We start from the raw sequence: 13,820 nt of genomic DNA, 5'->3' as shown, positions 1-13,820 counted from the left end.
AGAGGATCTGCTTCCATGACAGCCCAGCCCCGCAGTTTCGACCTGCTGAAAGACGTCGACGTGCGCCTTTCCGTCGAACTGGGCCGCACCGAAATGAAACTGAAGGACGTGCTCTCGCTTGGCGAGGAAAGCGTGGTCATGCTCGACCGGCTGACCGACGAGCTGCTCGACGTCATGGTCAACGGCAAGCTGATCGCGCGGGGCGAGATCGTGGCGGAGAACAACCGCTTCGGCCTGCGCATCGTCGAGCTGGCCGGATCGGAGGGCTGAGCCGTGCTGTGGTACGTCGTCAAGCTGATCGTCCTGCTGCCGCTGATCGGCGCACTGATCTGGGGCAGCCTGAAGCTGATGCAGAAGATGCAGGCCCGGTACGGCGGCCCGCAGCAGGGCGCGCGTTCGGTGCGGGTGGTTGAAACCACCATGCTTTCGCCCACGCTCAAGCTGGCCGTGCTGGAATTCCACGGCCGCCAGATCCTCGTTTCCGCATCGCGCAACGGCCTTGTCCGCCTTGCCGAAGTCCCTGTGCCGGAGTCGGGCGAATGAGCATGATCGACCTGCTCGCCACCGCCGCCGCGCAGGCGCCGACGGCCATTCCCGGCGCGATCGACCGGGCCTTCACCTCGATCAACGGTGGCCAGCCGAGCGGCATGAGCCTCTCGCTCCAGCTGCTGCTGCTGATGGGGCTGCTTACGATCCTGCCCAGCCTGATCCTGATGATGACGAGCTTCACCCGCGTGCTCGTCGTCATGGGCATCCTGCGGCAGGCGCTGGGGTTGCAGCAGAGCCCGCCCAACCAGGTGCTGGTTGGCCTTTCGCTGTTCCTTTCGCTGTTCATCATGGCGCCGACGCTGGAAAAGGTGAACGCCAATGCCATTGCCCCCTATTCGGCGGGCACGATCAATGCCGAACAGGCAATCACCGCAGCGGGCGGCGAATTCCGCCAGTTCATGCTGCGCCAGACGCGCGAGCACGATCTGGCCATGTTTGCCGACATGGCCAAGGCGCCCAAGTTCGCCTCGCCCAATGACGTGCCATGGTCGATCCTGCTGCCGGCCTTCGTTACCAGCGAGCTCAAGACTGCCTTCCAGATCGGCTTCATGCTGTTCCTGCCCTTCCTCGTCATCGACCTGGTGGTCTCGTCGGTGCTGATGAGCCTGGGCATGATGATGATGAGCCCGACCGTGGTCTCCCTGCCCTTCAAGCTGCTGCTGTTCGTGCTGGTTGATGGCTGGGCCCTGCTGATGGGCAGCCTTGCGGCCAGCTTCGGATAGCGCGCGATGGACGAGGCTTCCTCCCTCCTTGCGCTGGCTGACCGGATGCTGTGGGTTACCGCGCTGGTCGCCGCACCGGTGCTGCTCGCCAGTCTGGCTGTCGGCCTGGTCATCGGCATCGTCCAGGCGGCGACCTCGGTTTCCGAGCAGACGCTGACCTTCGTTCCCAAGCTGGTGGTGATCGCCCTGGTCCTGGTGGTGATGGGCGCATCCATGATGGGGCTTGTCGCCGATTTCCTTGGCGACATCTTCGAAGAGATCGGGCGGCTTGGCCGATGATGCAGCTTACCTTCGGGTTCGGTGCGGTAGAGGCCGAATTCTGGCGCTGGATGTTCATCATGACCCGGGTGGGCGCGGCCCTGCTCGCCGCCCCCTTCTTCGGTGCATCCAGCGTGCCCATGCAGGTGCGCGTCATCGTGACCGGTGCCATCGGCATCCTGGTGTGCAACTGGCTGCCGGTGCAGGCTCCGGCCCAGCTGCTCTCGCTTGCCGGGATGCTGGCTGTCGCCGGCGAGGTGCTGATCGGGCTGTCGCTGGGCATGGTGCTGCAGATCGCCTTTGCCGCGCCGGTGATTGCCGCCGAACTGGTCGGCGCCGGTATGGGCATGTCGATCGCCACGGCCGCCGATCCCAACACGGGCGCCCACTCCCCGGCGCTGGGGCAGTATTACTCGGTCGTCCTCACGCTCGTCTTCCTCGCGCTCGGCGGGCACCTCCTGTTCATCGACCTGGTGCTGAAAAGCTATGAGACCTTTCCCCCCGGCCAGACCTGGCTGGGGCCGGACCGCATCGCCATGGTGGGCGGCTATGCGGCAACCATGCTGCTTACCGCCTTGGCCATTGCCTTGCCGGTGACGCTGATCCTGCTGCTGGTCCAGCTTGCTGCCGGCATGCTCAGCCGCTCCGCGCCTTCGCTCAACCTGTTCGCGCTTGGCCTGCCGGCGGGCGTGCTGGCCGGGATCGGCGCGCTGATCCTTTCCGCCCAGCTGCTGCCCGACGCCATGGCCGCGCTCACCGCCGATGCTCTGGCCCACGCCGAAAAGGTCATCGCACGATGAGCGAAAGCGCCGGCGAAAAGACCCAGGCCCCAACCCAGAAGCGCAAAAAGGACGCTGCCCGCAAGGGCGATGTCCTGCGCAGCCGCGAACTGGCGACGGCGGCGGCGGCACTGGCCGGAGCGGCATGGCTGGCCTTTGCCGGGCCATGGCTGTTCGACAAGCTGGCGACCGGGCTTTCATCGGGCCTGACCTTCACGCGCGCGGATGTCGGCAGTTTCGAGCCCGGCAGGCTGATGACATCGGCCCTGCTGGCGGTGACTCCCCCCGTGCTGGTGCTGGGAGCGGTCGTCATCATCGCCTCGATCGTCTCGCAACTCGGCTTTGGCGAGGGTCGCTGGCTGATGGGCAACCTTGCCCCCAAGGCATCGCGGATCAACCCGCTGAGCGGCCTGAAACGCATGTTCGGCCTGCAGGCGCTGATCGAGCTGGGCAAGTCGGTGGCCAAGGCGCTGCTGCTCTGCGCCATCACCTGGTTCTGGGCACGGGCCCACTGGGGCGAGATCGCGGCGCTGCCCGCCATGCCGCTTTCCGGACAGATCGCGGCGGGCTGGGCCGCGCTCACCTCGCTGCTCTTCGCGCTTTCGGCCGGTCTGGCGGTCATCGCCCTGATCGACTTCCCGATCCAGTGGCTGCGCCGCCTGTCCCGCCTGAAGATGAGCCACCAGGACCTGCGCGATGAGCACAAGGAGCAGGAAGGCAGCCCCGAAAAGAAGGCGGCGATCCGCCAGAAACAGCGCCAGCTGGCGCGCGGCGGCGTGGCCCGGGCGATGAAGGAGGCGCAGTTCGTCATCACCAACCCGACGCACTTCTCGGTGGCCATGGCCTATGATCCGCTCAAGGCTTCGGCCCCGATCGTCCTGGCCAAGGGGCGCGGGGAAAAGGCGCTGGCCATGCGCGAACTGGCCGCCGAACTGGAATTGCCCTGCCTAGAATACCCCTCGCTCGCCCGCTCGGTCTATTACACCACGCGCGAGAACCAGGTGATCCGCGAGGAGCTGTACGGCGCGGTCGCTGCCGTGCTTGCCTTCGTCCTTGCCCTGAAGCGCGGCGAGAGCCCCCGCGCGCCTGCCATCGAGGTGCCGGTCGCGCTGCGTTTCGACGCCGAAGGCCGGCTTGATCCGGCCACGGCCTGAGTGACCCCTTAACCGGGCCCTTCCGTAACCGTCCTTAGCGGCATGGCGACCACTTCCTCCACCACCGCATCGGCGACCAGCCAGCTCATCACCGCGCTTGGCGGGGGCAGCGGCGTGGACATGGCGGCGCTGGCCGAGACGCTCGCCAATGCCCAGTTCGCGGCCAAGAGCGACCGGCTGACGGTCCAGTCCGAGCGGTTGCAGGCGAACATCTCCGCCGCTTCCTCGCTCAAGTCGATGCTGGTCAACCTGTCCGCCTCGCTCGGCGAACGCGTCCGCACCGGAGACCTCTCGCCCCAGCCGACGCTGGCGAACGGCGCGGTCGCCAAGCCGACGCTTTCCGGCACGGCCCGCCCGCGCGGCACGTTCTCGCTCGAAGTGACGACGCTCGCCTCGGCGCAGACGCTCGCCAGCCCGGCCTATCCTGCGGCAACTGCCCCGGTTGGCGCGGGCAGCCTGACCTTGCGGTTCGGCACCGTTGCAGGCTCCGGCTTTACCGAGGACACGGCCCACACGCCGGTTACCGTCACCATCCCGACCGGCGCGACGCTGGCCGATGTCGCAGGCGCGATCAACGCTGCCAATGCCGGCGTTGCCGCCTTCGTCGCCAATACGGCGGCTGGCGCGCAGCTGGTGCTCAAGGGCCAGGAGGGCGCGGCCAACGGCTTCGTCCTCGAAGCCACGGAGACACCGGGAGAGGAAGGGTTGGCGAACCTGGCCTGGACGCCGGCAGGCGATGCCACGCGGCTCAAGGCCGCGGCCGGCGATGCCGCCTTCAGGATCGACGGGCTGGCGATGACGGCAAAAAGCAACACCGTTACCGATGCCATTCCGGGCCTGAACCTCAAGCTTACGGCCACGAACACCGGCAGCCCCACGCAGCTCAGCTTTGCCGATCCGGCCGCCGCCATCCGTTCCGCCATGCAGGAGCTGGTGGGCGCCTTCAACGAAGTGGTCGCGGCGCTTAACCAGGCGACCAATCCGCAGACCGGAGAGCTGGCGCAGGATGCCGGTGCGCGCGGCCTCAAGCGCTCGCTGGCGCAGTTCGGCACGCAGGTGATCATGCCGGGCGCGACCGGGAACGAGCCGAAGACGCTCGCCGAAATCGGCCTTTCGATCCAGCGCGACGGCACGTTCAAGCTCGACACCGGCCGGCTCAATGCGATGCTCACCGCCGATCCGCAGGGCGTGGCCGCCATGTTCACCAACGGGCTTTACGGCGTGTTCGCCAGCTTCGACGCGCTTGCCCGCCGGGCGACCTCGACCTCCGACCCGGGATCGCTGGGCGGCTCGATCGCGCGCTACACCGCGCAGGCCACCAAGCTGAAGGCGGACCAGACCGACCTTGCCGAGAGGCAGGAAGAACTGCGCAGCCAGCTGATCACTCGCTTTGCCCGGATGAATGCCGGGGTCGGCGCCTCCAAGTCCACGCTCTCGTTCCTGAAGAACCAGATCGATGCGTGGAATTCGAAGAACTGATGCCATGACATTGCTTGCCCGAAACACTCCCCAGGATGCCTATCGCCGGGTCGAACTCGATGCCCGGATCGGCGGCTCGGACCCGCGCCAGCTGGTTTCGCTGTGTTATGAGCAGCTGATCGGCGCGCTTGGCACCGCGCTGCATGCCGCCGAGGCGGGCGACAACCAGCGCAAGAGCGAAAGCCTGACGCGCGCGCTCTCCTCGCTCACCGCGCTGCAGCTGGGCATCAGCGGCGAGGGCGAGATCACCTGGGCCCTGCGGCACCTCTACGAGGCAACCCGCAAGTCGGTGCTCGACAGCGTCCTGGCCTTCGATGCCGGGGCCATTGCGACGATCCGGCAGGACTACATCGACATCCTTCGCGCCATGACGGGAACCGCCACGCCGCACTGAGACTTGCTAACCAACAAGGTTAACCGCGCCGTCGTCCGGGGCGGCAAAAGCCGTGCCTGCCGCACGGACCATAAGGGAATGCACCTATTTCTAAGCCGATGAATATTCATCGAATTTCTCGTCATTTTGGACATAACCGGATGCCAAAACGGACGTGTCTCAGTCTTAACCCCTAAGCGCGATCCGGTAAGAATTTGTCCTATGACACGCACTTCCATTCTGCTCGTTGACAGCGATCTTCGCCGTCGTGCCGCCATCTCGCACTGCCTTTCCGGCTCGGCGCTGCACGTCGAACCGTTCGAGGATGCCGGCGAATTCGTCGCCCGCAACCCGCGCGAGGGGATCGTCCTGGTGCATGACGACGGGCAGGCCATCGCCCCCTTGCTCGATCACATGGGCAGCACCGGCAACTGGCTGCCGATCGTCGCCTTTGCCGAAGCGCCGGATGCCCGCCGCATTGTCGAGGCGGTGCTGCAGGGCGCGGTCGATTACCTTTCCTGGCCCTTCGATGCGCAGACGCTGGTAGACAGCGCCACGCTGGCCGAAAGCCGCGCTGCCGCCATGTCGGGAGCCCGCCTGCGCGAAGCCGTCGCACGCAGCCGCATCGAGCGGCTGACCCGGCGCGAACGCGAAGTTCTGGCCGGTGTCGCCGATGGCCTTTCCAACCGCATGATCGGTGAAAAGCTGTCCATCTCTCCGCGCACGGTCGAAATCCACCGCGCGAACATGCTGAACAAGATGGGCGCCAATCACACCAGCGAAGCGATCCGCATCGCTATCGAGGCATCGCTGATCAACTGATCCCGGCGCGTCTCAATCGAGCCCGAGTTCCGCCTTCAGTTCATCATTGTGTTCGCCCAGGCGCGGCGCAGGACCGGCAACCCGGCCCGGCGTCGCACCGAACCATGCCGGCACGCCCGGATAGGTCAGCTTGCCATAGGGGCTCTCGACCTCTTCGAAGAAGCCCACGGCGTTCAGGTGCTCGTTCTCGAACAGTTCGTCGGTTGAGCGCAGGCGCGCCACCGGGATGTTGAGCTGGCGCAGCAGGTCCATCCATTCCTGCGTGGTGCGCGTCAGGAAGGTTTCGCCCAGCAGGCCGTAGACCCGCCCGATCTGCTTGGCGCGCAGTTCCAGCGTGGCGAACTCGGGCGAGTTCCATTCCGGCTGCACCGCCTCGATAAAGGCGTTCCAGTGCTTGTCGTTATAGACCAGCGCGGCGACATAGCCGTCGCGGGTCTTGTAGGGGCGGCGATTGCGCTCCACCGCACGGTGATAGTTCGCCGGGCCAAGCGGCGGATCGAACAGCCGCCCGTTGGCATGTTCGACCAGCATGAACGAGGTCATCGCCTCGAACATCGTCACTTCCACTTCCTGCCCCTCGCCGGTCCGTTCGCGGTGGAACAGCGCCATGAGCGCGGCGTAAAGCGCGTGGAGCCCGGCCACCTTGTCGGCCATGATCGTGCCGACAAAGCCTGGCTCGCCATTGATCAGCTGCTGCACATGGGTGATGCCGCATTCGGCCTGGATGGTATCGTCATAGGCCGGCTGGTCCGCCTCTGGCCCGCGCCGCGAATAGCCATAGCAATTGACGTAGACGATGTCGGGGCGCAGCGCCTTGACCGCCGCATAGTCAAAGCCCAGCCGCGCGATGGCCTTGCCCCGCATCGAATGGATGAACACGTCTGCAGTGGCGATCAGGCGGCGCAGCACTTCCTTGTCCGCCTCGTCACGCAGGTTGAGCATCAGGCTGCGCTTGCCGCGATTGACGTTGACGTGGATGCCGCCCATCCCGGTTTCCGGCCCGGCGGAAATCCAGCGCGTGTTGTCGCCCTCCGGCCCTTCCACCTTGATCACGTCCGCACCCATGTCTGCCATGACCTGGGTTGCATAGGGTCCGAAGACCACGCTGGTCAGGTCGACGACGCGGATGCCGGCAAGGGGGCCGGACTTTGCCTTTGGATCGCTCATGGCCAGAGCGGCTAGCCCAGCCTGCGCTTTAAATCCATTCGCCGTGCCGATATCAGGCCGGATCGGTTGTCGGCCAGCCGGCTCGCTGCTAGCCGCTGCCGCATCCCCTAAACGCCGGCAGATGGAGTCAGCGCCTTGGATTTCTCGTTCACCGAAGACCAGCGGAACATTCGCGAAGCCGTGTTGCAGCATTGCTCGCAGTTCACCGACGAATACTGGCTTGAAAAGGACAGGTCGGGAGAATGGCCGCACGAGTTCCACAAGGCCATGGCCGAAGCCGGCTGGCTGGGCATCGCCATGCCGGAAAGCGTCGGCGGTGCGGGCCTGGGCATCACCGAGGCGGCGATCATGCTGCAGGCCGTGGCGGAATCGGGCGGTGGCATGGCTGCGGCATCGACGATCCACGGCCCGGTATTCGGACTTGAACCGGTGATCCTGTTCGGCACCGAGGAACAGCAGCAGCGCATGATCCCGCCGATCCTGTCCGGCGAGAAGAAGATGTGCTTTGCGGTGACCGAGCCCAACACCGGGCTGGATACCACCAGCCTCAAGACCCGCGCCACCAAGGTTGACGGCGGCTACCTGCTCAACGGCGAAAAAATCTGGATCACCAACGCCCACGTGGCGGACTACATGCTGATCATCGCCCGCACGACCGCGCTGGAAGACGTCAAGAAGAAGACGGAAGGGCTGACCCTTTTCTACACGAAGATCGACCGCGAAAAGGTCGAGGCGCGGATCATCCCGAAGATGGGCCGCCACGCGGTGGGATCGAACATGCTGTTCATCACCGACCTGTTCGTGCCCGAGGAAGACCGCATCGGGGCCGAGGGACAGGGATTCAAGATCCTGCTCCAGGGCCTCAACCCGGAACGCGTGCTGCTGGGGGCAGAAGCCATCGGACTTGGCAAGGCGGCAATCGCCCGCGCCTCCAAGTACGCGCAGGAACGCATCGTGTTCGGCCGCCCGATCGGCCAGAATCAGGGCATCCAGCACCCGCTGGCCAAGGCCTGGATGCAGCTGGCCGCCGCCGAACTGATGGTGTGGAAGGCCGGTACCCTGTTCGACAAGGGCGAGGATTGCGGCGTGGAAGCGAACTCCGCCAAGTTCCTCGCGGCAGAAGCGGGCTACGAGGCTTGCCAGACCGCAGTCATGTCGATGGGCGGCATGGGCTATGCCCAGGAGTATCACGTCGAGCGTTACCTGCGCGAAGTGATGATCCCGCGCATCGCGCCGGTCAGCCCGCACCAGATCATGAACTTCATCGCCGAGCGCGTGCTCGACCTGCCGAAATCGTATTGAGCGAACAGGAATATCCCATGACCCACCAGCCCGCCACCGCCCGTTCCTGGCTGTTCGCCCCCGGCGACAGCGAAAAGAAGATGACCAAGGCGATGGAAGGCAGCGCCGACATCGTCCTCATCGACCTTGAGGATGCCGTCGCCCCGGACATGAAGGCGGCGGCGCGGCCCATGGTCCACGATTTCATCAAGGCCAACCCCGCCCAGCGCGACCGCCTGTGGGTGCGCATCAACCCCTTCGATGGCCCGCACACGCTGTTCGACCTGGCGGCAATCATGCCGGCCCGTCCCGGCGGGATCATGCTGCCCAAGGTCTATGGCCGGCAGGAAGTGGAAAAACTGGACCACTGCCTCTCCGCGCTGGAAGTTGCCAACGGCATCGAGGAAGGTTCCACCCCGGTGATCGTGCTGATCACCGAAACCGCCGAGGCCATGTTCCACACCGGCGACTACAAGGGCGCACCGCGCGTCGTGGCGCTGACCTGGGGGGCGGAAGACCTGGCGGATTCGATCGGCGCCAGCTCCAACAAGGACGAGAGCGGCGCCTATACCTTCACTTACGAACTGGCCCGCAGCATGACCGTGCTGGGCGCGGCGACGGCGGGCGTGACCGCGATCGAGACGATCAGCGCCGACTTCCGCGACCTTGAGGCCCTGCGCCGCCGCGCCGAGCGCGTGCGCCGCGACGGCTTCCGCGGCATGATGGCGATCCACCCGGCGCAGGTCGATGTGATCAACGCGGCCTTCACCCCTACCGAAGAGGAAATCGCCGAAGCGCAGGAGATCGTCGACATCTTCGCCGCCAATCCCGGTGTGGGTGCCATCGGCTGGAAGGGCGGCATGCTTGACCGCCCCTACCTCGCCCGCGCCGAGCGCCTGCTGCGGCAGGCTGGCCGACTGTGAAGACCACGCCCGAAGCGCTCGACCTGCGCCAGTTCCTCCGGCCTGGCGACCGCATCGTTTTCGGGCAGGCCTGCGGCGAGCCGACGACACTGGTCCGCGCGCTGATCGCGCAGGGCAAGGATATCGGCCAGCTTGGCGCCTTCATCGCCACCAGCTTTTCGGGCCTGTTCACCCCCGAAACGGCCGAAAGTTTCCGGCTGTCCTCGATGGGGGCGATCGGCGCGCTGCGATCGATGACCAAGGCCAATGCGCTGGACGTCATCCCGGTCCATGTCAGCCAGGTCGGCCCGCTGATCGCCGCCGGCGTGATCCCCTGCGACGTGGCGATGATCCAGGTCAGCCCGGCCGATGCGCAAGGCAACCATTCCTGCGGCCTGATCGCCGACTATGTCCGCGCCGCGGTGGAAAAGGCGCGGGTGGTGATCGCCGAAGTGAACGAGGCCGTTCCCTTCACGCACGGCGAGACGATTCCGGCCTCTGCCATCGACGTTTTCGTTCATACCGATGCCGCCCCGGTCGAGGTGGCCCCGGCGCGAATTTCCGAGACGGACGAGGCCATCGCCCGCCACTGCGCCGCCTATATCGGTGATGGATCGGTGATCCAGACCGGCGTGGGCGCCGTGCCTGATGCCATCCTGCGGCAGCTGGGCGACCGCAAGGACCTGGGCGTCCATTCGGGCATGCTCGGCGATGGGCTGGTCGACCTGATCGAGGCGGGCGTCATCACCAATGCCCGCAAGGAAATCGATGCGGGCGTCACGATCAACGGTGCGCTGATCGGCACGCGGCGGCTTTACGACTTCTGCAATCGCAATGCGGCGGTGCGGATGACACCCACCAGCTATACCCACGATGCTGCCGTGCTCGGCCGGCTTTCGCGCCTCGTCACGATCAATTCCGCGCTGGAAGTTGACCTGACCGGCCAGGTCAATGCCGAGGCCAGCGGGCTCAGCTACATGGGCGGCACCGGGGGGCAGGTCGATTTCGTCCGCGCCGGTGCCCGATCGCCCGGCGGCGCAGCGCTGATGGTGCTTGCCGCCAGCGCGAAGGGCGGGACGATCAGCAAGATCGTGCCGGCGCTCAACGGTCCTGTAACCACGGCGCGCAGCGAGGTGGACGTGGTCGTCACCGAATACGGCGCGGCAGAGCTCAAGGGCCGCAGCCTGGCCGAGCGCGCGCATCGGCTTGTCGCCATTGCCCATCCGGACTTCCGCGAAGAGCTGGATCGCGAGGCGTTCGAAATCGCCAGGCGGGGGTTTTAAGGGTTTCACGCAGAGACGCAGAGAACAAAGGGGAGGCGCAGAGAAGGTGCGAGTGCGAAAGCACTCTTTCACGTACGCACGTTGCGAGTGGCGCATGGCAAGGATCGAAAGCGGCTTCGCCGCAAGTTCGGCATCTCTGCGCCTCTCTGCTTCCTCTGCGCCTCTGCGCGAACCATTTTAACGGAGCATGAAATGACTGAAGCTGTCCGTTACGAGATCGTCGAGCCCGGCATTGCCGTCATCACCATTGACCGGCCCGAGCAGCGCAATTGCCTCAGCCTCGAAGTGCGGCAGGGCCTGTTCGCGGCGTGGGATCGCTTCGAGAACGATCCGCAAGCGCGCATCGCGATCCTTACCGGTGCCGGCGAAAAGGCATTTTGCGCCGGCGGCGACCTCAAGGAAATGGTCGAAAAGCAGCTGAAGGTGCCACCGCGCGACATGTTCCCGGTGCCTTACGAGAACATGCAGCTGTCCAAGCCGACCATCGCCGCGGTCAACGGCGTTGCCTTTGCCGGCGGCTGGATGATCGCCCAGGCCTGCGACCTGTGTGTGGCGTCAACTGCGGCGAAGTTCGCCATTACCGAGGTCAAGGTGGGCCGCGGCAGCCCCTGGGCCGCGCCGCTGATCCACATGATCCCGCAGCGGATCTACATGGAAATCGTGCTGACCGGTAAGCCGATTACCGCCCAGCGCGCCTACGAGATCGGGCTGGTCAACCGCCTTGCCGAACCCGATGCCCTGATGGACTGCGCGCTGGAGCTGGCGCGCGAGGTGATCGAGGGCGCGCCGCTTTCCGTGGAGGCCGCACGTAACACGGTGATGCTCAGCACCGAAATGGGCCGGGCCCAGGCCATCGACGCCGCCTATGCCGCGCACGAGAAGTGCTACAACTCGCACGATGCCCAGGAAGGCCCCCGCGCCTTTTCGGAGAAGCGCAAGCCGGTGTGGACCGGAAAATAGACTGGACAGTCGATTTATAGACATTAGACCTTGCCCGCAAAGGGAGAAGGTCAAATGCCAGTCAATCGCCGCAGCCTGATCGCAGGTGCCGCCACACTCGCGGGAACCGCCTTTGCCGCGCCGCTTGCCGCGAAGGTGAAGCCGTTTGCACCCTACTATGGCCCGCGGTCGCGCGTGGTTTACGTCAACGATCTGGCGGGCGATATCGACGGCCTGTTCGCCACTGCCCATATGGCGCTTTCCAAGACCTCCGAGCTGCGCACGATTGTCGGTTCGGGCTTCACGGGGCCGCACGAGAGCGCCGATCACTCGACCCGGCTGGGTCGCGAGATGATGGCACTCATGGGCGTGAAAGTGCCCGTGGTGGCCGGATGTGCGAAGGCGATCGGCAAGGACAGGACTCCACAGGCTTCCCCGGGCGTCCAGGCGATCATCGATGAAGCCATGCGGACGGATAGCGCACTGCCGCTTTATGTCGCGGTTGGCGGTGGCCTGAGCGAGGTGGCGAGCGCCATCCTGCTTGAGCCGAAGATCGCGGAACGCATGACGCTGATCTGGATCGGCGGCGGTTCGATGCCCGCCGGCGTGGCGCACGAGGCAAACTTCAACATCGATCCCGACGCCGCCCGTTTCATCTTCAATGATGCCAAGGTGCCGATGTGGACGATCCCGCAAGCCGTCTATTCGACCTGCATCGTCTCCGCCACCGAGCTTCAGGCCCGGGTGGCGCCGCACGGGAAGATCGGCAAATGGCTTTACGGCAAGCTGGTCAGCGCGCCAGCGGACATGTCGCGCAATCTCTCCCCGGACCTCAAGTTCAAGTTCAACGCGGGCGAAACCTGGATCCTGGGTGACAGCCCGCTCGCCGTGCTCACCTCGCTGACCGACTGGGTGCCGAATTTCGACTTCCCGACCCGGACCGTCAGCTGGGACCGGACGAGCGCCGGGCATTACGACGAGGTGCCCTGCCCGCTGATGAACGCAGACGGCACTTTCACGCCGCGCAGCGATGGCCGCAAGGTGCGCATTTACCGCGACATCGACACCCGCCTGATGTTCGGCGATTTCTTCGCCAAGCTGGAGCTGAACTACCCGGCGCGGTAGGGGATCAGCCCTCCGCTCCGCGCGCCATGCCGAAGCTGTAGGTCAGGTGATCGACATGGCCGTGAAGGCCGAAAACCTTGGGATCGGCCTTGTCGCGGATCTTGCCGATGGCGGCGTGAACATCGTCCACCGTCCACTCGGGCCGATAGGCCCCCTGCGTTTCGGCGATGAACATTTCTGCCATGCGGCCAGCGACGGCGGCATAGATCTCGCCCGAAACCGAGCATTCCTCGTGCGCCAGCCAGCCGACCATCGGGGCGACCAGTTCCGGCCCCATCGGCGGGTACATCGAGGTGTCCAGCCCTTCGGCCATGCGGGTGACAGCCCCCGGCACGATGACGTTGGACTTGACGTTATGCTCTTCGCCCTCAAGCGCGATCACGTTGTTGAGGCCGATCATGCCTGACTTTGCCATGGCATAGTTGACGCAGCGGTTGTTGCCATAAACCCCGCCGATCGAGCTGGTCAGCACCACGCGGCCATAACCCGCGTCGCACATCGGCCCCATGGCGGCGCGCACGACGTGGAACGCGCCTTTCAGGTGAACGTCGAGCACGGCGTTCAGGTCTTCGTCCGAAAGCTCGCGGATCGTGCCGTAGCGCACGTTGCCGGCATTGTGGATCAGCACGTCGATTCTGCCCCAGGTATCGAGCGCGGAAGCGATGATGGCGCGGCCGCCTTCGGGTGTCGCGACGCTTTCGGTGCAGGCAATCGCTTCGCCCCCTGCGGCGCGGATGGCGTCGACCGCCTCCTGCGCCGGCCCGGCATCGGCCCCTTCGCCCTTGATGATGCTGCCGTTGTCATTGACCACGACCTTGCAGCCAAGCGAGCCGAGCAGTTCTGCATAGGCCCGCCCGAGCCCGCGCCCCGCCCCGGTAATCACCGCCACGCGGCCATCGAAACGCAGTGCCATGCCATCCTCCCGTATTTTCCCGTGTGCTGCCCGATAAGGCTGCCGGCTGCCAGCCGGCCCGTACAAGATCGCCC

General features: G+C 65.7%; 16 protein-coding genes. 14 read left to right on the top strand and 2 right to left on the bottom strand.

The window, feature by feature from the left end; genetic code table 11:
- Positions 1-15 precede the first annotated feature (15 nt).
- From fliN to C0V78_RS12570, 9 genes are all read left to right on the top strand, one after another.
- Positions 16-270, top strand: a complete 255-nt coding sequence (gene fliN, locus C0V78_RS12610) for a flagellar motor switch protein FliN (protein ID WP_101798029.1) — start codon at positions 16-18, stop codon at positions 268-270.
- 3 nt (positions 271-273) lie between these two features.
- Entirely contained in the window at positions 274-543 is a 270-nt protein-coding gene (locus C0V78_RS12605; RefSeq protein ID WP_101798028.1) for a flagellar biosynthetic protein FliO, read from the top strand.
- Complete coding sequence (fliP, locus tag C0V78_RS12600; RefSeq protein ID WP_101798027.1) at positions 540-1,271, top strand: flagellar type III secretion system pore protein FliP; 732 nt, start codon at positions 540-542, stop codon at positions 1,269-1,271. The genes C0V78_RS12605 and fliP overlap by 4 nt, the downstream gene beginning before the upstream one ends.
- A gap of 6 nt (positions 1,272-1,277) precedes the next feature.
- A complete protein-coding gene (locus tag C0V78_RS12595) occupies positions 1,278-1,550 on the top strand; it encodes a flagellar biosynthetic protein FliQ (RefSeq protein WP_101798026.1) in 273 nt (90 codons plus the stop codon).
- On the top strand, positions 1,547-2,329 hold the full coding sequence (fliR, locus tag C0V78_RS12590; RefSeq protein ID WP_101798025.1) for a flagellar biosynthetic protein FliR: 783 nt from the start codon (positions 1,547-1,549) through the stop codon (positions 2,327-2,329). Before C0V78_RS12595 ends, fliR begins: the two co-directional genes overlap by 4 nt.
- Positions 2,326-3,462, top strand: a complete 1,137-nt coding sequence (locus tag C0V78_RS12585; protein ID WP_101798024.1) for a flagellar biosynthesis protein FlhB — start codon at positions 2,326-2,328, stop codon at positions 3,460-3,462. The genes fliR and C0V78_RS12585 overlap by 4 nt, the downstream gene beginning before the upstream one ends.
- 42 nt (positions 3,463-3,504) lie before the next feature.
- Positions 3,505-4,941: a flagellar filament capping protein FliD gene (fliD, locus tag C0V78_RS12580; protein WP_101798023.1), complete on the top strand. Its 1,437-nt coding sequence runs from the start codon at positions 3,505-3,507 to the stop codon at positions 4,939-4,941.
- Between the two features lie 4 nt (positions 4,942-4,945).
- On the top strand, positions 4,946-5,335 hold the full coding sequence (locus tag C0V78_RS12575) for a flagellar protein FliS (protein ID WP_254049915.1): 390 nt from the start codon (positions 4,946-4,948) through the stop codon (positions 5,333-5,335).
- 201 nt (positions 5,336-5,536) lie between these two features.
- Positions 5,537-6,136 (top strand): response regulator transcription factor, encoded by a 600-nt coding sequence (locus C0V78_RS12570; protein ID WP_101798022.1) that lies wholly within the window; start codon positions 5,537-5,539, stop codon positions 6,134-6,136.
- Between the two features lie 12 nt (positions 6,137-6,148).
- Here C0V78_RS12570 and C0V78_RS12565 read toward each other — a convergent pair whose 3' ends face one another.
- A complete protein-coding gene (locus tag C0V78_RS12565; RefSeq protein ID WP_101798021.1) occupies positions 6,149-7,303 on the bottom strand; it encodes a CaiB/BaiF CoA-transferase family protein in 1,155 nt (384 codons plus the stop codon).
- Between the two features lie 135 nt (positions 7,304-7,438).
- On the opposite strand from C0V78_RS12565, the gene C0V78_RS12560 reads away from it, so the two are divergent.
- The 5 genes from C0V78_RS12560 to C0V78_RS12540 all read left to right on the top strand — a co-directional run bounded on the left by C0V78_RS12560 (position 7,439) and on the right by C0V78_RS12540 (position 12,833).
- Positions 7,439-8,605, top strand: a complete 1,167-nt coding sequence (locus C0V78_RS12560) for an acyl-CoA dehydrogenase family protein (protein WP_101798020.1) — start codon at positions 7,439-7,441, stop codon at positions 8,603-8,605.
- Positions 8,606-8,622: 17 nt separating this feature from the next.
- A complete protein-coding gene (locus tag C0V78_RS12555; protein ID WP_101798364.1) occupies positions 8,623-9,507 on the top strand; it encodes a CoA ester lyase in 885 nt (294 codons plus the stop codon).
- On the top strand, positions 9,504-10,769 hold the full coding sequence (locus C0V78_RS12550) for an acetyl-CoA hydrolase/transferase family protein (protein WP_101798019.1): 1,266 nt from the start codon (positions 9,504-9,506) through the stop codon (positions 10,767-10,769). The genes C0V78_RS12555 and C0V78_RS12550 overlap by 4 nt, the downstream gene beginning before the upstream one ends.
- A gap of 192 nt (positions 10,770-10,961) precedes the next feature.
- A complete protein-coding gene (locus C0V78_RS12545; RefSeq protein WP_101798018.1) occupies positions 10,962-11,729 on the top strand; it encodes an enoyl-CoA hydratase/isomerase family protein in 768 nt (255 codons plus the stop codon).
- Between the two features lie 54 nt (positions 11,730-11,783).
- Positions 11,784-12,833, top strand: a complete 1,050-nt coding sequence (locus tag C0V78_RS12540; RefSeq protein ID WP_101798017.1) for a nucleoside hydrolase — start codon at positions 11,784-11,786, stop codon at positions 12,831-12,833.
- A 4-nt stretch (positions 12,834-12,837) separates the two neighbouring features.
- Here C0V78_RS12540 and C0V78_RS12535 read toward each other — a convergent pair whose 3' ends face one another.
- Positions 12,838-13,746: an SDR family NAD(P)-dependent oxidoreductase gene (locus tag C0V78_RS12535; protein WP_101798016.1), complete on the bottom strand. Its 909-nt coding sequence runs from the start codon at positions 13,744-13,746 to the stop codon at positions 12,838-12,840.
- Between the last annotated feature and the right edge of the window lie 74 nt (positions 13,747-13,820).

This window comes from Novosphingobium sp. TH158 (genome assembly GCF_002855555.1).
Taxonomy (GTDB): Bacteria; Pseudomonadota; Alphaproteobacteria; order Sphingomonadales; family Sphingomonadaceae; genus Novosphingobium.
This window is presented reverse-complemented; position numbering and strand designations above follow the sequence as displayed.